Genomic DNA, 19,580 nt, shown 5'->3' on the forward strand with positions numbered 1-19,580 from the left:
GTTATGCAATGCGGTTGCCTAAAATCTCAATGGCAATCGAACATTGTTCCTCATAGGCCGTCTTGTTACAGACTTTTTACTTTATTTCTGTGATAATCCCGTCACGTTTACACGGATTTAACTTTTGGGCGGTGGATTATTCTGTCGCCGAATCGAAGGAGAGCTATATGTCAGAGTTGTTGGCAGTGACACGTGAAGTGTTTGATGAAGTGATGGTTCCCAACTATGCACCCGCCAAGATCATCCCGGTGCGTGGTGAAGGGTCACGTGTCTGGGATCAGGAAGGGCGCGAGTATGTCGACTTCGCCGGTGGTATCGCCGTCAACGGTTTGGGTCACTGTCACCCCAAGCTGGTCGAGGCCCTGAAAACCCAGGGTGAGAAGCTGTGGCACCTCTCCAACGTAATGACCAACGAGCCAGCCCTGCGTCTGGCCAAGAAGCTGGTCGCCGCCACCTTCGCCGACAAGGTCTACTTCTGCAACTCCGGCGCCGAAGCGAACGAAGCCGCCCTCAAGCTGGCTCGCCGCTACGCCATCGAGAAGTTTGGTGAGCAGAAGACCCAGATCATCGCTTTCAATCAGGGCTTCCACGGTCGTACCTTTTTTACCGTCAGCGTTGGCGGTCAGGCTGCCTACTCCGATGGCTTCGGCCCCAAGCCCGGTGACATCACCCACGTCCCCTACAACGATCTGGCAGCACTGGCCGAGGTGATCTCCGACAACACCTGCGCCGTGGTGATGGAGCCGCTGCAGGGGGAGGGTGGCATCATTCGTCCTACCGACGAGTTTGCCAAAGGGGTACGCGCGCTGTGCGACAAACACAATGCCCTGCTGATCTATGACGAAGTGCAGTCAGGGGTCGGCCGTACCGGTGATCTCTATGCCTATATGGGTCTCGGCGTTACGCCGGACATCCTCACCAGCGCCAAGGCACTGGGTGGCGGTTTCCCCATCGGCGCCATGCTGACCACCGACGAGATAGCGGCTTACCTGAAAGTGGGCACTCACGGCTCTACCTACGGCGGCAACCCGCTGGCCTGTGCGGTAGCCGAAGCGGTGATCGATGTGATCAACACCCCCGAGGTGCTGGCGGGCATCAAGCAGCGCGAGCAGCTGTTCCGCGACGGGCTCGAGGCGATCAACGCCAAGTACCACTGCTTTAGCGAGATCCGCGGCAAGGGTCTGTTGCTGGGTGCCGCCCTGAGCGATGCCTACAAGGGACGCTCGCGCGACTTCCTGCTGGCCTCTATCGATCAGGGGTTGATGGCACTGGTAGCTGGTACCAATGTGGTCCGTTTTGCTCCTTCACTGGTGATCCCGGAAGCGGACATCAATGAAGGGTTGGCCCGCTTCGAGAAGGCGGTTGCCCAGGTGGTTAACGCCTGATTCCAAATTGAGGTGGGGAGCTCTCCCGGCAGGAGCCGGGACCCCACCTGTCGTCAATGAAAGGGAGTTGTCATTTATGTTGGTTATCCGTCCCATCGAGCAAAAAGATTTTGCCGGGCTCAAGACCTGCGCCATCGAGTCCGGCACCGGCATGACCTCGTTGCCCGTCAACGATGAGCTGCTGCAGCGCAAGATCGACGCCTCTACCCAGACCTTTTCCGACAAGCCCGCTGGCAAGGGGGACTGCCTCTACTTCTTCGTGGCCGAGGATCTGGAGACCGGCGAGATGGTGGGCACCTGTGCCATCGATGCCGCTGTTGGCCTCTCCCAGCCGTTTTACAACTACCACATTGGCAAGGTGGTGCACTCTTCTCCCAAGCTCGGCATCTACAACGTCGTTGAAACCCTGACCCTCTCCAACGACTACACCGGCAACTCCGAGCTCTGCACCCTGTTCTTGCGCGAATGTGCCCGCGAGGGGCTCAACGGCCGCCTGCTCTCCAAGCACCGTTTTCTGTTTATGGCCGAGCACCCGGAGCTGTTTGACGAGACCGTCTTCGCCGAGATGCGCGGCGTCTCCGATGCCAACGGTCACAGCCCCTTCTACGAGTGGCTGCAGACCCACTTCTTCTCGATGGACTTTCCCACCGTCGACTATCTGACCGGCATCGGCAAGAAGCGCTTTATCGCCGAGCTGATGCCCAAGTACCCCATCTACGTCAATTTACTGAGCAACGAGGCGCGGGCCGTTATCGGTCAGACCCACGAGAAGACCCGCCCCGCCATCAAGATGCTGCAGGATGAGGGCTTCGTGAATCGTGGCTACGTCGATATCTTCGATGCGGGCCCCACCGTCGAGTGCGACGTGAAGAATATCCGCAGCGTGCGCCGCAGCAAGAAGCTACGGGTACTGGTGGGTGAGCCCATCGGTGGCAAGACCCACCTGATCTGCAACAGCCGTTTCGAACATTATCGTGCCTGCTACGGCAATATCCGGGTCGATCTCGACAAGCACGAAGCCATCATCCCGCCCAAGATGGCGGCAGCACTCAAGGTGCAGGATGGCGACATGGTGCGGGTGGTTGACCTCGACTGAGGCAAACAGGACAAGCAAACCGATTATCAGACAGGCAGCCGAGGCTGCCTGCCAGCGACAGGGAGTGAATGGATGAGCCAGTCAGTACAATTTATCGACGGTCAATGGCTTGCCGGTGAAGGCAAGCTGTTCGAGTCACGGGATCCGGCCAAGAACGAGGTGATCTGGCAGGGGGCTGCCGCCAGCGCGGCGCAAGTGGATGCTGCCGTCAAGGCCGCCCGCGCCGCCTTCTACCATTGGGCGGACATGAGCCTTGAGGATCGCCTGACCATAGTGCGTCGTTATGCCGACCTGCTCGGCGAGCAGAAAGAGGCGCTGGCGCTGACCATCGCCCGCGAAACCGGCAAACCGCTGTGGGAGACCCGCACCGAAGTGGCGGCCATGCAGGGCAAGATTGCCATCTCCATCCGGGCGCACGATGAGCGCACCGGCACCGTTGAAAATGCCATGCCGGGCGCCAAGGCGTTTGTCCGCCACAAGCCCCACGGCGTGGTGGCGGTGTTCGGCCCCTACAACTTCCCGGGTCATCTGCCCAACGGCCATATTGTGCCTGCGCTTATCGCCGGTAACGCCGTGGTATTCAAACCCTCCGAGCTGACCCCCATGGTGGCCGACGCCATGGTCAAGGTGTGGCAGGAGGCCGGGCTGCCCAAAGGGGTGCTCAATCTGGTGCAAGGGGAGGTGGAGACCGGCAAGGCGCTGGCTGGCAACCCCGATATCGACGGCCTCTTCTTTACCGGTTCGTCCCGCACCGGCCATTTCCTCCATCAGCAGTTTGCCGGTCAACCGGGCAAAATTCTGGCCCTCGAGATGGGCGGCAATAACCCGCTGATCGTGAAAGATGTGAGCGACATCGATGGCGCTGTGCATGCCATCGTCCAGTCCGCCTTCATTACCTCGGGTCAGCGCTGCACCTGCTCCCGCCGTCTGTTTGTCGAGCGCGGCGAGCGTGGCGATGTGCTGGTCAAGCGACTGGTGGAGGTGGTCGGCCAGATCAAGGTCGGCCTCTATGACGCCGCCGAGCAGCCTTTCATGGGGGCGATGATCAGCGAGAAAGCTGCGATTGGCATGGTCGAGGCACAAGCCAACCTGCAACAGCTGGGTGGCGAAAGCCTGCTCACCCTCAAGCATCTGGAATCAGGTACCGGCTTTGTCTCCCCGGGCATCATCGACGTGACGGCGGTCAGCTCGCTGCCGGACGAAGAGTACTTCGGCCCGCTGCTGCAACTCATTCGCTACGACGATTTTGATGCCGCCATCGATCAGGGCAACGCCACCCGTTATGGTCTCTCGGCCGGTCTGCTGGGGGACAAGGAGGCGGACTGGCACCACTTCTTCAAGCGGATCCGCGCCGGTATCGTCAACTGGAACAAACCCATCACCGGCGCCTCCAGTGCCGCGCCGTTTGGTGGCGTCGGCGCCTCCGGCAACCACAGAGCGAGCGCCTACTACGCTGCTGACTACTGTGCCTATCCGGTTGCGTCGGTCGAAGATAGCAAGGCCGCTATGCCGGAGCAGCTGTCTCCTGGCTTGACGTTTTAAGAGAAAATGGGGATGCCAATGCAGCAGAGATGGCTCAACGCCGCCGACTACTGTGTCATATCCCCGGTTGCTTCTGTGGAGGACAGCAAAGCCGCAATGCCGGATCAGCTGTCGCCCGGCCTGCACTTCTGACAATCACGACACGGGGCATCCAGCGGTGCCCCGATCTGTACCCGCAAGCAAAGGAAAGAGAGATGCAAAAGGATATCGACACCCTGTTCAGCCATCTGTGGGACAACTACATCAAGGTGACCCCGAGCGCCCTCAAGGTGCACACCCTGCTGGGTGGCGGCGAGCCTATCGTCAACGATCACGTGGCGTTTCGTACCTACAACCTGCCCAAGCTGGGGCTGGAGAAGCTGGCTGCCCACTTTCTGGCGCTCGGTTACGAGCAGAAGGGCGAGTACGTCTTCAAGGCCAAGAAGCTCTACGCCAAGCACTTCGAGCATAAAGATCCGGACGCTCCCAAGGTGTTTATCAGCGAGCTGAAGGTCGAAGAGCTCTCCCCGGCTGCCCAGGCCATCATCCACAAGCTGGCGGAGCAGGTGCCCGATCATCTGACCGATACCCCGGCATTTCTCTACACCGGCGCCCCCTGGCAGGTCTCCTATGCCGATTACCAGACTCTGCTGGCGGAGAGCGAGTATGCGGCCTGGATGGCGGCATGGGGCTATCGTGCCAACCACTTCACAGTCAATATCAACAAGTTGAAGGATTTCGACACCATCCATCAGGTCAACGCGGCACTGAAGGCGGCAGGTTTCGTGCTCAATAGCGTGGGTGGCGAGGTGAAAGGGGATCCGCAGGTAATGCTGGAGCAATCCTCCACCATGGCCGACAAAGCCGACGTGCCGTTCAGCGATGGGGTGCGTACCATTCCGAGCTGCTTCTACGAGTTTGCCCTGCGCTATCCGCAGGCTGACGGCGTGCTCTATCCTGGTTTTGTCGAGGCCTCGGCCGACAAGATCTTCGAATCGACGAATGCCATGTAACGGGAACAACCCTGTTTCTGTCGCAACGCCTCCTCGCCGGAGGCGTTTTGTTTGGCGCTGTGTCGCAGTGGCGGGCGTTGCCTGAAGTCGTTGATATAAAGGGATTTGTACGGCACCTCGCCGACGACAAGTTGTTGATAAAAATGTGAACGTGATCACCAGATACGTCACATATTGACGCTGGCGGTGGAGCAAAAAGGGGTAGAATGGCGCTTTCTTTTTGCGGGGTCATTCGATGCCTAACTATCATTTTTTCAAGCAAGGTCAGGCGCTTACATATCTAGATGCCAACGCGCCCAGCTATAGTGATGAGCGTCGTCAACTGGTCGAGCAGGGATTTGCCGCCATCGCCGCCCCTACCTTTGCAGATACCCCGGCTGAAGCCCTTAAGCTGCTGCGCAATCATCAGGCGTTGCAGGATGGGGGGCAGGCTGAGGCCCTTTGTTTGACGGTTGCTGCTATCCCGGCGGCGATCGCCACGCTGTCCGAGCACTGAACAACCTCAGCGCCATGCTCGCGTAAGGTAAAAAAATGGTGCCATTGTCATGGCACCATTTTTTATCGGTTTGCCTGTTTGCCTGTTTGCCTGTTTGCCCTGAGTTGCTTATCTCTGGTGCAGCTCACCTTCGATGACCAGCATGGTATCCATTCCTGCTGCCTTGCCCGCCTCAAGCCCGATCCGGGTATCTTCAAACACCAGACAGTTTGTCGGATTGGCGCCGAGCAGCTCGGCCACCCGCAAAAAGGTGTCGGGGTGCGGTTTGTGGTTGGTGACATCATCGGCGCTTACTACCACCGAGATATAGGCGTCGAGCCCGGTGCTTTTCAGAATGGCGTCCGCCTGGCTGCGCGGTGATCCTGTGCCAATCCCCATCTTCACCTTACCGTGATAGTGCCTGACCAGCTCCCACATCTGGGGAAAAACGCTGACTTTGTCGATATGCGTCATGTAGAGGGCAATCTTGCGACGGGTAAAGGCCTCGACATCCACCGTCAGCCCCTGCTGCTCGGCCAGCATGGCGATGATCTTGCGGGTGGGAATGCCGCCGTACTGATAGAGCTGATCCCGCTCGAAGGGGATGCCGAACTCGGCGCAGGTGAGCTCCCAGGCATCCAGATGAAGGGGCATGGAATCTACCAAAGTGCCATCCATATCGAAAATCAGGGCATCGTAGTGATCAAACCCGTACTGCTCTCGCTCGCTCATGGGGGCTCCTCGAATCAAATAGGGCAGGCTAGCAGAAACAGTCGGCGGTTTGTGGGATCGGCCTCATGGTTGGGCAGATTGTGGTAGCTGTTTTTTTATCTTCCGCTGATTTGTGAGATAATAATCAACCATTTGTGCGATTGTGATTAATAGGTTGTTGCCTGGCACTTTGGCATTTCAGATCAGCGAGTACTCTTATGACCTCGAAAATATCCCCCAAAACTATCTTCTCGAGTGTGGCGCTGGTGATTGCGCTCGGCTCACTGGAAAAGAGCATCGTCACCACCCCGCTTCCCATGATTGGCGCCGAGCTGCACGCCGGTGCCGCCCTCACCTGGGTGGTGACCGCCTACCTGCTGGCAGCCACCGCCGTGCTGCCCCTCTATGGCAAGCTGAGCGATCTCTTTGGCCGGGTACGGATGCTCAATATCGGCATCGGCCTGTTTCTGGCGGGCTCGGTGGCCTGTGCGCTCTCCCAGGATCTGCAGACCCTGCTGGCAGCGCGGGTGCTGCAAGGGCTGGGGGGCGGTGGCCTGATTGCGCTCGCCTTCACCGTCATCGCCGACACCATCCCGCCACGAGAGGTGGGCAAGTATCAAGGCTACATCTCGGCGGTTTATGCGGTCTCCAGCATCGCTGGCCCACTGCTCGGTGGCTACTTTACCGAGCAGCTCAGCTGGCGCTGGATCTTCTGGATCAACCTGCCGCTTGGTGCGTTGGCGATCTTCCTCATCAATCGCAACCTCAAGCAGCTCAATGTCCGTCGTCACAGCCGCTTCGACTGGAAGGGGGCGGCGCTGCTCATTACCGTCACCACCCTGACTCTGTTGCTGCTTTCGCCGGAGACGGTTCTGCCCGCCATCTGGCTGGCGGTGGCGCTGGCGGTGGCCCTGCTGCTGCTGATCCTGATCGAGCGGCGTGCCCACGATCCCATACTGCCAGCTCATCTGGCGCGGCGGCCCGGTTATCTGGTGAGCGTGCTGCTGGTGATGCTCTCCCAGTTGCTGATGTTTGCCGTGCTGGTCTATCTGCCGCTGCAGATGCAGTGGCAGAAGGGGCAAAGTGCCAGTGAGAGCGGAGTGATCATGGTGATCTTCATGATCTCCATCACCGCCGGCGCCTTTGTCGGCGGCAAGCTGGTCGGTCGCACCGGTCACTACAAGAGCTTTGTTGCGGCAGGCTTTGCCCTGGTAGCGGCTGCGCTCTGGCAGATCCATTTCGATGCCTGGATCAAGCTGGCGCTCGGTTTTGCCGGTATCGGCCTTGGTCTGGTGCTGCCATCCCTCGCGGTGGTGGTGCAAAATGCCCTGCCACGGGAGGATCGCGGCATTGGCATGTCGCTGTTCAACTTCGGGCGGGAGCTCGGCGGTGCCGTCGGCGTGGCTATTTGCTCCATGCTGTTTCACTCCCAGCTGCCCCCGGGCAGTGCCGGTCAGATCAGCACCTTGAGCCCGCAGTTGCTGGCCCCCGGTTTCAGTGCCACCTATATCGGGATGGCGCTGATCGCCACGCTGGCGTTGCTGCTCACCCTGCTGGCGCTCAAGCGCCATGAGCTGGCCTCCATCAATGCCTGATCTGGCAATAACGATCGATAGATAGCATCAGGGCTCCCCGCGGGGAGCCCTGATTGTTATGTGGCAACAGCATGGTGAGAAGGCATCAAGCCATGCGCGAGTTACTCCTGCGTCGGGCTCTCCTTGCCTGCCAGCTGGCTCAGCCAGGCGAAGCGGCGGTTGGCCTCCTGCTCCGCCTCTTCATAGAGCTGGCTGGCCACCTCCGGCAGCTGGCGCTCCAGCCGCTGGAAGCGGGGCTCGTGGCGCAAGGTCTCGGCCAGCGAGGCATTGGGCGCCCGTGAGTCGAGCGCCAGCGGCAGTTTGCCCTCGTCAGCGCGGCGCGGGTCGAAGCGGTAGAGCGGCCAGAAGCCGGTGGCGGTCAGCTGCTTCATCTGCTCGTGGCTCTCGGCCATGTCGTAGCCGTGCTCCTCGCAGGGGCTGTAGGCGATGATTAGCGACGGCCCCGGGTAGGCTTCCGCCTCCTGAATCGCCTTCACCGTCTGGTTCATTTGGGCGCCGAGGGAGATCTGCGCCACATAGACGTGACCATACATCATCACGCTGGCCCCGAGATCCTTGCGCGCCTTGCGCTTGCCCTGCTCGCCAAACTTGGTAATGGCCCCAAGCGGGGTCGCCTTCGACTGTTGGCCGCCGGTGTTGGAGTAGCACTGGGTGTCGAGCACCAGCACATTGATGTTCTCCCCCAGACTCAGCACATGGTCGAGCCCGCCAAAGCCGATGTCGTAGGCCCAGCCATCGCCGCCGATGAGCCAGACCGATTTTTCCACCAGATAGTCCGCATCGCGGGCCAGCTCTTGGGCTGCCGGACTCTTGCTCTCCTGCAGCAGTGCGCGCAGCTGTTGGATATGGGCCCGCTGCTCGGAAACCGGCAGGGTAGTATCGCCGAGCGCCTCGCATAGCGCTGCCGGTATGGTGTCGCCCAGGCTCGCCAGCAGACGGCGCACCCGCTCCCTGTGCTGATCGACGGTGAGACGGAAGCCCAGTCCGAACTCGGCGTTGTCTTCAAACAGCGAGTTGGCCCAGGCCGGCCCGCGCCCCTCGGCGTTGGTGGTATAGGGGGTGGTGGGCAGGTTACCGCCATAAATGGACGAGCAGCCGGTGGCGTTGGCAATCAGCAGCCGATCGCCATAGAGCTGGGTCAGTAGCTTGATGTAGGGGGTCTCGCCACAGCCGGAGCAGGCGCCGGAGTATTCGAACAGCGGCGAGATGAGCTGGGAGGTGCGAATGTCGATGCGCTCCAGCTGCTCGGCGCTGCGCTCTGGCAGGTCGAGGAAGAAGTCGTAGTTGGCCTTTTGCTCGTCGAGGTGATCGATTCGCGAAGTCATATTGATCGCCTTGCGATCCGGGTTGCTGCGATCCTTGGCCGGGCACACCTCGACGCAGAGATTGCAGCCGGTGCAATCCTCCGGTGCCACCTGCAGCACGTACTGCTGGCCGCGCATGTCGCGGGATTTCACATCCAGCGCATCGAGGGTGGCGGGAGCATCGGCCAGGGCATCCGGCTCTACCACCTTGGCGCGAATGGCCGAGTGGGGACAGGCGGCGACACAGTAGTTGCATTGGGTACAGAGCTCCGCCTCCCAGATGGGGATCTCCTTGGCTATGTTGCGCTTCTCCCAGCGGGTGGTGCCGACCGGCCAGGTGCCATCCGGCGGGAAGGCTGAGACCGGCAGGCTGTCACCCAGCCCCGCCAGCATGGCGGCGGTGACGGTCTGGACAAAATCGGGGGCCTTGGCGGAAACCACCGGTGGGCGGGGGCGGCTGACGGGATCCCGCTCGCCCAGCGGCACTCGGGTCAGAGCGGCGCAGGTTGCCTCCAGTGCCTGCCAGTTGCGTTCGACCAGCGTCTGCCCTTTGCTGCCATAGCTGGTGGCGATGGCCTGCTTCAGCAGGCTGGTCGCCTCTGCGGGGGGAATGATGGCGCTGAGCTGGAAGAAGGCCATCTGCATCACGGTATTGATGCGGTTACCGAGCTGGCAGTCGCGGGCAATCTTGGCGGCGTTGATGATGTAGAAGCGGGCCTCTTTCTCGCGCAGGGCGTGCTGTACCTCGCTGGGTAGTCGTTGCCAGATCTCGGCCTCGCTGTAGGGGGTGTTGAGCAGGAAGATGCCGCCCGCTTTCAAGCGCTCCGCCATCCGGTACTTGTCGACAAACTGCCACTGATGGCAGCCGATAAAGTCCGCCTCTTCCACCAGATAGGCCGATTGCAGCGGCCGCTCGCCCACCCGCAGGTGAGAGACGGTTAGGCCGCCCGCCTTCTTGGAGTCGTAGACGAAATAGCCCTGCGGATAGAGGTCGGTGTGGTTGCCGAGGATCTTGATGCTGTTCTTGGCCGCCGAGACGGTGCCATCGCTGCCAAGACCGTAAAAGAGCGCCTCCAGCTTGTGTTGCTGGCCGTGGATGGGGCTTTGCGAATTCAGTGCGGGCAGTGGTAGCGAGAGACCTGTGATGTCATCGAAGATGCCGACGGTAAAGCGCGGGCGCGGGTTCTCTTGCGCCAACTCGGCAAACACCGCCAGTGCGCAGGCGGGGCCGAACTCTTTGGAGGAGAGGCCGTAGCGACCGCCGATAACCCGCGGCAGGCTTGCTCGCTCGCCCCGGCTGACCGCTTCGGCCAGCGCCGTCATCACGTCGAGATAGAGGGGCTCGGCCTGAGCGCCCGGCTCCTTGGTGCGATCCAGTACGGCGATGGTGCGGGCACTCTCGGGAATCGCGGCCAACAGGTGCCCGGCCGAGAAGGGACGGAACAGCCGTACCTTCACCAGACCGACCTTCTCCCCTTGGGCCAGCAGGCGCTCGATCACCTCTTCACAGGTGCCGATGGCCGAGCCCATCAGCACCACTATCCGCTCCGCCTGCGGGTGGCCGACATATTCAAACGGCCGGTAGTGGCGGCCGGTCTGTTCGCCAAAAGCCTGCATCGCCTCGTTCACATGGCTATAGGCAGCGTCATACCAGGGGTTGCTCGCCTCCCGACACTGGAAGTAGGTGTCCGGGTTGGCGGCGGTGCCGCGAATGGCCGGTTTGTCGGGGGTGAGCGCACGGTCACGATGAGCACGGATGGCATCTGCGGGCAGCAGGGCACGCAGGGTGTCGTCAGCGAGCGGCGCTATCTTGGCGATCTCGTGAGAGGTACGAAAGCCGTCGAAGAAGTGGATAAAGGGAAGGCGGCTGTTGAGGCTCGCTATCTGGGAGATCAGGGCAAAGTCCTGCGCCTCCTGCACATTGCTGGCACAGAGCATGGCGCAGCCGGTCTGGCGCACCGCCATCACGTCCGAGTGATCGCCAAAGATCGATAGCGCATGGGTCGCCACGGTACGCGCCGCCACATGCAGCACGAAGGGAATGAGCTGACCCGCCAGCTTGTAGAGGTTGGGGATCATCAGCAGCAAACCCTGCGACGAGGTAAACGAGGTTGCCAGCGCGCCGGTCTGCAGGGCACCGTGGACGGCGGCGATAGCCCCCCCTTCCGATTGCATCTCGACAACCCGGGGCACATCCCCCCAGAGGTTCTTGCCCCGCTCGCTCGACCAGGCCGACGACTGCTCAGCCATGGCCGAGCTGGGGGTGATGGGGTAGATGGCGATGACTTCGCTGGTGCGGTACGCCACCGAGGCGACTGCGTTATTCCCGTCTGTGGTGATCATCTGTTTTCCACTTTGCTATGCCAGTTTGAAGGCCGATAGTTGCATCGGCAATGGATAGGTCGCTGGCATAGTAAGAGGGGCAATGAGAGCGTATCAAACGGGATAAATAATCAATTAATAAGTCAGTAATAGTGGTTAATTTAATCCCGCCGCGTGGGTGCGTGATTTTCTGCTGGTAGCCGACGGGGTAGCGGTTGACGGGCCATTGGCATGGCCCCTCAGCACGGGGTTAACCCTGATCCACTTGCAGCCAGATGGCGCACTGATAAGGGGCGAAGAGTGGCATCGGTTCGCTTGGGTAATTGGCCAGCAGCAACCGCATCTCGTCTGCCACCTTGTCGAAGTGGGGCATCGGCAAGGGGTTCGCCGTGAGATTGGCGAGCAGCAGCAGGGTGTGCCGCTCTCCGCTGGCCGGATCCTGCCAGTGGCGGCGATAGCTGATGCGCTCGGGGTCGTCCCCATCCAGCAGCTCGAAATTGCCGTGGCGAATGACCGGGTGAGCCTTGCGCAGGGCGATGAGCTGGCGATAGCAGTGAAACGGCGAGTCGGGGCGGGCCAGCTGTTCGTCAGCATTTATCTCGACATGGTTGGCATTGAGGGCAATCCAGGGCGTGGCCGTGCTGAAACCGGCGTGGGGGCCAGCGTCCCACTGCATTGGGGTACGGGCGTTGTCGCGGCCGATGGCATCGAGCCGCCGACTCAGCTCGGCAGGAGCCAGCCCTGACTGGCTGGCGCGATAGTTGATGGCTTCCACATCGCGCAGCTCGCCCGGCTGCCAGTGGCGGTTGGACATGGCGAGCTCCTCCCCCTGATAGATGAAGGGAGTGCCCTGCATCATGTGCAGCACCATGGCCCACAGCTTGGCGCTGGTTTCACGCCACTCGGGCCTGTCGTCGCCAAAGCGGGAGACGGCGCGGGGCAGGTCGTGGTTATTCAGAAACAGGCTGTTCCAGCCACGGCCATGCAACCCCTGCTGGTGGCGGGCCATAGCCCGTTTGAAGGCGAGGGGATCGAAGCGGGAGGTCCACTTGTCACTGCCCAGCCCCAGATGCTCGAAGTTGAACACCATGCTGAACTCGCTGCCATCGTGGTTCGAATAGTTCTGCATATGGGCGAGATCGGCTCCCCAGGTTTCCCCCACCGTAATGATCCCCTTGCCGCCGAAGCTGGCGGCATTGAGCTCGCGGATATAGTCGTGCAGGCGCGGGCCATTGCTCATGGCAAGCCGGTCCCACTCCTTGCTCACCATGTCGATCACATCGAAGCGAAATCCCTTGATCCCTTTGCCCAGCCAGAAGTTGATCACCTCTGCCATCTCGGCCCGCACCGCCGGGTTGTCCCAGTCCAGATCGGCCTGACTGGGATCGAAGTTGTGCAGGTAGTAGCGATCAAGTTGGGGTACGTATTGCCAGCCGCTGCCGCCAAAAATCGAGGTAACCGGGTGGGCGTCGACGAAGGCCTGGTCGCGAAACACGTAATAGCTCTGATAGCGGGGATCCCCCGCCAGCGCCTTCACAAACCACTCATGCTCGGTGGAGGTGTGGTTGGCGACGATATCCATCATGATGCCGATGCCGTGAGCGGCCGCTTCGGCTATCAGCTGCTCCATCTCGGTCAGGGTGCCGAAGGCGGGGTCTATGGCACGGTAGTCCGCCACGTCATAGCCGTTGTCCCGTTTGGGGGAACGATAGAGGGGGGTGAGCCAGAGCATATCGACCCCCAGGGTGGCCAGATAGTCGAGGCGCTGGCGGATGCCGTTGATGTCGCCCATGCCGTCGCCATCGCTATCCTGAAAACTCATGGGGTAGATCTGGTAGATGACGCAGCTATCGAGGTCGATATCGGGCGTGTGGAGGGGTTGCGGGTTCATCAGCTTGGCCGGTTGGGGGAGAAGATTTTCTATCTTACCCAGATGAACGGGCAGTCAACAGGGCAGGGGAAACCTTGAAAAGGGTTCCATAGTTGGCTGATTGCCAAAAGTGAGGGGAGGGTCACAAAGGGCACCCCGAGCCACGGGTGTGGTCGGGGTGGGGGTCTGCTCATATGCCTGTTGGCATGTGCTGTTATCGGGTGGCCCCGGTCTGCTCGGCGCTTGGCTCCTGCTGGCGCTCTGCCTTCTCTTGCTGGCGTTCCGCTTGTGCCTCCAGCTCCTTGCCGAGGAAGTAGTTCAGGAAGGTGCGGATCACCGCAATGATGGCAAGGCGGATCAGCTCCTCCTTGCTCGGCGCGACCGTGGTGGCCAGGATATCGGCGGCCAGCTGGAACTCCAGCGCCAGGATCAGCCAGCTGCCAAAGCAGAGGCGAATGCGCGGGAAGCCGGGCTGGTGATCCCGCACCCGCGCCGCCAGCCAGAGAGTTTTAAAGAGGCCAATGACCACACAGGCGATGGAGATGATCTCCAGCAGCAGCTGGAACAGCTCGACCCCGTGCATCATCCCCTCTCTCAGGCTCGCTATCTCAAACACTCGGGTCACCTCCCTGATTCAAAAGAGGACACTATTAACATATTGCTCGGCAAAGGCCAAATCCGGCTCAGGCAATCATTTTGAATTCAATCACATAGAGCGGCGGCAGATCGGGGTAGATATCGCGGATCACCTGTTTAAGCTCTGGGAGGGTCATGTTCTCCTGACGGGCTTGCTCGTCGCTCAGTTCATCAAAGGCGACCGGATTGACCGAGATCACTTCGATAGTGCCAAAGGGCTGGTGTTCCGGGTTGGTAAACAGCGCCAGCCGTTGGCCGGGTTGCCAGTTGGCTTCGCTCTCGTCGCGGATGGTGATGGTCTTGCGGCCCGCCTGAATGTCGGCAACGAAGCGGCTGAAGAAGGTGAACTCGGGATAAGAATGGGTCGTCATGGATACTCCGATAAGGATTGAAGTGTGAATCGAGATTAAAGGTTCAGGTCGGTGCGCAGCTTGGGTCGGCCACCACGTTCCACTGCGCAGGGGGGCGCTGAACAACACCGTCTCGTCGAAGATCTGGCCGTGGCAGGCAATCTCTTGAGGGGGAGGGCTGTTGCTGCATGACTTGCCTGTTGCACCGGATAACGAGGGCCGTGAGGCTAGCAAGAGTGCGGGCCGGATACCAGCTCTCGCTGTGGCGGATGTGCCGCAGTTAACGGTTTGCTGCTTATTACGGGGCCTCCAGCCATCGGTTGATAGCGGGCTCAGGGTCAAGAGTCTGTATCCCGCTGCGCAAGAACGCTGTTGAAAGGCTGGGAATATCGGGGTATTCGGCGAGGTATCGGTTCAAGCAGTTAATGGCAGGCAACATCACGTTGCGAAAAGATAACGGTCAGGTGGGAGAAGTGATGGCGTCTGTGAGCGCAATAAACAAATTGAACCCCCTTGGGCAGCCTGTAAGAAAGCCCCAGGAGTAGCGTGCTCGTGGGGCTGGGGAGTAGGTAGCTTGCTGGTTGATTTAGGCAATAATGCCGTGATCAACCTGACTGGAAACAAAAGCACTATTTGGTACATCATCAATAAACTCAATGTGCTGTCTCATATTGTCCGGTGTTAGCCAAATACACTGTTATTGAATGTAGCGTTTAAGCTCAACTTCTCGAGTCTTGAACAACTGATAATCACTGACGGATCTGCTTTTTGCTGCGGTGAACCACTGCACACCGACTTCATCAGAATATCTAAACTCCAATCTGAACTCATATTTACTACTGATTACCAAAGCCACACAGGCACCGATAACAAATGCAATAACGGGGAGAAACAATGTGATGACCTGACCTTGTTCATTCGTCGGGACAAATATAAACAATAGACTGGAGGCAATGGCACCCAGTATGATCATATTGAGTAGTTTATCTTTCCATGAAAGCGTCTTGACCTCGACATTGGCTATCTTGCTCAGGTCATAGTTTTCCTTATCGACCTGCAGTTTTTTTTCTGACTGATTGATGAAAATGAAACATGACATGGGATAAATCCTTATTTAGCTATACGTAAATGACTTTTTTGTAATTAATGGCGACTCACGCGGTGATTTGTCACTCCCCAAATATATTTGTGACCGGACGCTATCATCTGCACACGATGCCGCAATCCCTTTATTTCCTGCCTGGTTTATACAGTGACGACAACCTGAAAGGGGTTGCCTCCTGTTGAGAGCTAGAGTTGTGATAACTAGAAATGGTACCGTGTGGCACCAATCTTGACAGTAAATTGAAGAGAAAAAGTGAGATGGATCTACTTATTAATCTGGAACCTCAGCAGCTCCACACAAAAATCAGCTAGCAATACTCACCGGCCATTGAATAAAAACGCCCCCCATCTTGCGATGGAGGGCGTTTTATTTTCCGGCTATTGGGCCAAGTTGGCCCAATGTTCAGGAATTACAGGGGCTATTACAGGGATTCTGCTGTCGCAACCACGTTTTCCACGGTAAAGCCAAATTCCTTGAACAGCAGCTCGGCCGGTGCAGACTCACCGAAGGTGGTCATACCGATGATCTTGCCGCCAAAACCGACGTACTTGTACCAGTAGTCAGCGATGCCTGCTTCGATGGCCACGCGCTTGGTGACGGAAGATGGCAGTACGGACTCTTTGTACTCGGCAGACTGGGCGTCGAACACGTCGGTAGCCGGCATGGAGACCACGCGTACGGCACGGCCCTTGGCAGTCAGCTGCTCATAGGCGGCAACGGCCAGTTCCACTTCGGAACCGGTGGCGATCAGGATCAGCTCCGGAGTACCGGCGCAATCCTTCAGCACGTAGCCACCCTTGGCGGTGTCGGCCAACTGCTGGGCAGTACGATCCATCTGGGCCAGGTTCTGACGGGAGAAGATCAGCGAGGTCGGGCCGTCGGTACGCTCGATGGCGTGTTTCCAGGCGATGGCGGATTCAACCTGGTCACACGGACGCCAGGTGCTCATGTTCGGGGTCAGACGCAGGGAAGCGATCTGCTCAACCGGCTGGTGAGTCGGGCCATCTTCACCCAGACCGATGGAGTCGTGGGTGTAAACGAAGATGGAACGCTGCTTCATCAGGGCGGCCATGCGCAGAGCGTTACGAGCGTACTCCATGAACATCAGGAAGGTGGCGCCGTAGGGGATGAAACCACCGTGCAGGGCGATACCGTTCATGATGGCGGACATGCCGAACTCGCGTACACCGTAGTGGATGTAGTTGCCGGAGGCATCGTCGTTGGTCAGGGACTTGGAACCGGACCACATGGTCAGGTTGGACGGCGCCAGGTCAGCAGAACCGCCCATGAATTCCGGCAGCAGCTTGCCGAAGGCTTCCAGTGCGTTTTGGGACGCTTTACGGGTTGCGATCTTGGCCGGGTTGGCTTGCAGGGTTTCGATGATCTTGGCGGATTCAGCAGCCCAGTTGGCTGGCAAGTCGCCTGCGGTGCGGCGCTTGAATTCGGCAGCCAGCGCCGGGTGAGCGGCTTCATAGGCGGCGAACTTGGCAGCCCAGTCGGCTTCCAGTGCAGCGCCCTTCTCCTGACCATTCCACTCGGCAGCGATGTCAGCCGGGATAACGAACGGTGCGTGGTCCCACTTCAGGAAAGCGCGAGCAGCGGCGATCTCGTCGTTGCCCAGCGGTGAGCCGTGGCAGTCGTGAGAACCGGACTTGTTCGGGGAACCGTAACCGATGATGGTGCGGCAGCAGATCAGGGTCGGCTTGCCGGTCTCGGCCTTGGCGGCTTCGATGGCGGCATTGATCGCTTCCGGGCTGTGACCGTCAACAGCCGGGATAACGTGCCAGCCGTAGGCTTCGAAACGCTTGGCGGTGTCGTCGGTGAACCAGCCTTCAACGTGACCGTCGATGGAGATGCCGTTGTCATCCCAAAACGCGATCAGTTTGCCCAGTTGCAGGGTACCTGCCAGGGAGCACGCTTCGTGGGAGATACCTTCCATCAGGCAGCCGTCGCCCATAAAGGCGTAGGTGAAGTGGTCAACGATGTCGTGACCCGGCTGGTTGAACTGCTCAGCCATGGCCTTTTCAGCGATCGCCATACCAACGGCATTGGTGATGCCCTGACCCAGCGGGCCAGTGGTGGTCTCGATGCCCGGCGCATAACCGTACTCCGGGTGACCCGGGGTGCGAGAGTGCAGTTGGCGGAAGTTTTTCAGATCGTCGATGGAGAGGTCATAACCGGAGAGATGCAGCAGGGAGTACAGCAGCATGGAGCCGTGACCGTTAGACAGGATGAAACGGTCGCGGTCGGCCCACTTGGGGTTGTTCGGGTTATGCTTGAGGTGGCTGCGCCACAACACTTCGGCGATATCCGCCATTCCCATGGGGGCGCCCGGGTGACCGGAGTTGGCTTTTTGAACGGCATCCATACTCAATGCGCGAATGGCATTGGCAAGCTCTTTACGAGAAGGCATCTGTATCTCCTGCGATTGCTTCATTTGATGGCCAAGATTAAGGCGCGTTATTGTCCCAGCAGGGGACGCGGCGTGCAAATACTATCTGGATGAATAAAGTGGCTTTGGGAGGACAATCGCTTTTCTTTGTCGCGTTTGACCAAAACGATCATAAGAAAACGTTTGATTTCCCTCCCGTTTGGAATGGGGGAGGACCATTGGAAACCCATCTGCGGTTGCGCGACAAAATAGTGCTGGCAATCGGGGGGGGAGCTATTTAAGATAGACGTCCAGATGTAGATACATCTACTATTATTCCATTCATCCGGTTATTGCTCTGGCGATAACCCAGACAAGCTGAGATTCCCATCATGGCAAAGCTGTTTACTTCCGAGTCGGTCTCCGAAGGCCATCCCGACAAGATTGCGGACCAAATCTCCGATGCGGTACTGGACGCGATCCTCAAGCAAGATACCAAGGCCCGTGTAGCCTGTGAGACCCTGGTCAAGACCGGTATGGTCATGGTGGCTGGCGAAGTAACCACCTCTGCCTGGGTTGATATCGAAGAGATCGTGCGTGATACCGTACGTGAAATCGGTTACACCCACTCCGATATGGGTTTCGACGCTGACTCTTGCGCCGTGCTGAACGCCATCGGCAAGCAATCCCCGGACATCAACCAGGGTGTTGACCGCAGCGATCCGCTGGAGCAGGGCGCTGGCGACCAGGGCCTGATGTTCGGCTACGCCACCAACGAAACCGACGTGTTGATGCCTGCCCCCATCACCTACTCTCACCTGCTGGTGAAGCGTCAGGCTGAAGTGCGCAAGAACGGCACCCTGCCGTGGCTGCGTCCGGATGCCAAGAGCCAGCTCACCTTCGCCTACGATGACGCAGGCAAGATCATCGGTGTGGATGCCGTGGTTCTGTCTACCCAGCACAGCGAGTCCATCAGCCACAAAGATCTGGTTGAAGCGGTACGCGAAGAGATCATCAAGCCGGTGTTGCCGGCCGAGTGGGTCAACAAGGACACCAAATACTTCATCAACCCGACCGGCCGTTTCGTTATCGGCGGCCCGATGGGTGACTGTGGTCTGACCGGTCGCAAGATCATCGTCGACACCTACGGCGGCATGGCCCGTCACGGTGGTGGCGCCTTCTCCGGTAAAGATCCGTCCAAGGTTGACCGCTCCGCTGCCTACGCCGCTCGCTACGTTGCCAAAAACATCGTTGCCGCCGGTCTGGCCGATCGCTGTGAAATCCAGATCTCCTACGCCATCGGCGTAGCCGAGCCGACCTCCATCAGCGTCGAGACCTTCGGTACTGCCAAGGTCGCCGAGGCGCTGTTGGTCAAACTGGTACGCGAGCACTTCGAACTGCGTCCGTATGGCCTGATCCAGATGCTGGATCTGAAGCGCCCGATCTACCAGGCTACCGCTGCCTACGGTCACTTCGGTCGCGACGAGTTCCCGTGGGAGCAGACCGACAAGGCCGAACTGCTGCGCTCTGCCGCTGGCCTGTAAGGCTCGCTGTTGTGATAAAAGGGGAGCCTGGCTCCCCTTTTGCTTATCCGCTACCTGACGAGATGTTGATGTCTGCCACCCCTGCCCAGCTTGCCTCCCTGCTGCAACAACGCGTAGAAGCCTGTTTTGTGCAGGCCGAGGCGCGCCTTGGCCGCACCTTTGCCCGCCCGCGGATCTACTGCAATATGCGGGGCCGGGCGGCGGGATCGGCGCGGCTGCAAACCTGGGAGCTGCGTTTCAATCCCGCCCTCTATCAGGCCAACCAGCAGGCGTTTCTGGCCG

General features: G+C 59.5%; 15 protein-coding genes and 1 pseudogene. 9 read left to right on the forward strand and 7 right to left on the reverse strand.

Annotated elements, in window-relative coordinates; translation table 11 throughout:
- The first annotated feature begins 167 nt into the window (after window positions 1-167).
- From LD28_RS0100625 to LD28_RS0100645, 5 genes are all read left to right on the forward strand, one after another.
- Window positions 168-1,385, forward strand: a complete 1,218-nt coding sequence (locus LD28_RS0100625) for an aspartate aminotransferase family protein (protein WP_033135107.1) — start codon at window positions 168-170, stop codon at window positions 1,383-1,385.
- A 76-nt stretch (window positions 1,386-1,461) separates the two neighbouring features.
- Window positions 1,462-2,481 carry an arginine N-succinyltransferase gene (gene astA / locus LD28_RS0100630; protein WP_033135108.1) on the forward strand — a complete coding sequence of 340 codons (1,020 nt, stop codon included), beginning with the start codon at window positions 1,462-1,464 and terminating at the stop codon, window positions 2,479-2,481.
- 72 nt (window positions 2,482-2,553) lie between these two features.
- Window positions 2,554-4,023: a succinylglutamate-semialdehyde dehydrogenase gene (gene astD / locus LD28_RS0100635; protein WP_033135109.1), complete on the forward strand. Its 1,470-nt coding sequence runs from the start codon at window positions 2,554-2,556 to the stop codon at window positions 4,021-4,023.
- A gap of 194 nt (window positions 4,024-4,217) precedes the next feature.
- On the forward strand, window positions 4,218-5,015 hold the full coding sequence (locus LD28_RS0100640; RefSeq protein ID WP_033135110.1) for a DUF1338 domain-containing protein: 798 nt from the start codon (window positions 4,218-4,220) through the stop codon (window positions 5,013-5,015).
- Between the two features lie 235 nt (window positions 5,016-5,250).
- On the forward strand, window positions 5,251-5,511 hold the full coding sequence (locus tag LD28_RS0100645) for a hypothetical protein (RefSeq protein ID WP_033135111.1): 261 nt from the start codon (window positions 5,251-5,253) through the stop codon (window positions 5,509-5,511).
- Window positions 5,512-5,619: 108 nt separating this feature from the next.
- Here LD28_RS0100645 and LD28_RS0100650 read toward each other — a convergent pair whose 3' ends face one another.
- Entirely contained in the window at window positions 5,620-6,222 is a 603-nt protein-coding gene (locus tag LD28_RS0100650) for an HAD family hydrolase (protein WP_033135112.1), read from the reverse strand.
- Between the two features lie 197 nt (window positions 6,223-6,419).
- Between LD28_RS0100650 and LD28_RS0100655 the strand changes: the two genes are divergently transcribed.
- Complete coding sequence (locus LD28_RS0100655) at window positions 6,420-7,796, forward strand: MDR family MFS transporter (protein ID WP_193354291.1); 1,377 nt, start codon at window positions 6,420-6,422, stop codon at window positions 7,794-7,796.
- A 101-nt stretch (window positions 7,797-7,897) separates the two neighbouring features.
- Here the strand turns inward: LD28_RS0100655 and nifJ are convergent, their stop codons facing one another.
- The 4 genes from nifJ to yqfB all read right to left on the reverse strand — a co-directional run bounded on the left by nifJ (window position 7,898) and on the right by yqfB (window position 14,299).
- On the reverse strand, window positions 7,898-11,443 hold the full coding sequence (gene nifJ / locus LD28_RS0100660) for a pyruvate:ferredoxin (flavodoxin) oxidoreductase (protein WP_033135113.1): 3,546 nt from the start codon (window positions 11,441-11,443) through the stop codon (window positions 7,898-7,900).
- A gap of 229 nt (window positions 11,444-11,672) precedes the next feature.
- Window positions 11,673-13,313 carry an alpha-glucosidase gene (locus tag LD28_RS0100665; protein WP_033135114.1) on the reverse strand — a complete coding sequence of 547 codons (1,641 nt, stop codon included), beginning with the start codon at window positions 13,311-13,313 and terminating at the stop codon, window positions 11,673-11,675.
- A gap of 193 nt (window positions 13,314-13,506) precedes the next feature.
- Window positions 13,507-13,908, reverse strand: coding sequence for a DUF1622 domain-containing protein (locus LD28_RS0100670; RefSeq protein ID WP_081959364.1), 402 nt, complete (start codon window positions 13,906-13,908; stop codon window positions 13,507-13,509).
- Window positions 13,909-13,975: 67 nt separating this feature from the next.
- On the reverse strand, window positions 13,976-14,299 hold the full coding sequence (gene yqfB / locus LD28_RS0100675; protein WP_033135116.1) for a N(4)-acetylcytidine aminohydrolase: 324 nt from the start codon (window positions 14,297-14,299) through the stop codon (window positions 13,976-13,978).
- Window positions 14,300-14,571: 272 nt separating this feature from the next.
- On the opposite strand from yqfB, the pseudogene LD28_RS23990 reads away from it, so the two are divergent.
- Window positions 14,572-14,823 (forward strand): annotated as a pseudogene (locus LD28_RS23990) (IS5/IS1182 family transposase); the annotation flags it as partial.
- A gap of 152 nt (window positions 14,824-14,975) precedes the next feature.
- Here LD28_RS23990 and LD28_RS0100680 read toward each other — a convergent pair.
- Together LD28_RS0100680 and tkt are read right to left on the reverse strand one after the other, a co-directional pair.
- Complete coding sequence (locus LD28_RS0100680) at window positions 14,976-15,377, reverse strand: hypothetical protein (protein ID WP_081959366.1); 402 nt, start codon at window positions 15,375-15,377, stop codon at window positions 14,976-14,978.
- 427 nt (window positions 15,378-15,804) lie between these two features.
- Complete coding sequence (tkt, locus tag LD28_RS0100685) at window positions 15,805-17,796, reverse strand: transketolase (protein WP_033135117.1); 1,992 nt, start codon at window positions 17,794-17,796, stop codon at window positions 15,805-15,807.
- Between the two features lie 350 nt (window positions 17,797-18,146).
- Between tkt and metK the strand changes: the two genes are divergently transcribed.
- On the forward strand, window positions 18,147-19,298 hold the full coding sequence (metK, locus tag LD28_RS0100690) for a methionine adenosyltransferase (RefSeq protein WP_033135118.1): 1,152 nt from the start codon (window positions 18,147-18,149) through the stop codon (window positions 19,296-19,298).
- Between the two features lie 68 nt (window positions 19,299-19,366).
- Window positions 19,367-19,580, forward strand: a 214-nt coding sequence (locus tag LD28_RS0100695) for a SprT protein (protein WP_033135119.1), incomplete at its 3' end; no start/stop codon positions are given.

Source organism: Aeromonas finlandensis (assembly GCF_000764645.1).
Lineage (GTDB): Bacteria > Pseudomonadota > Gammaproteobacteria > Enterobacterales > Aeromonadaceae > Aeromonas > Aeromonas finlandensis.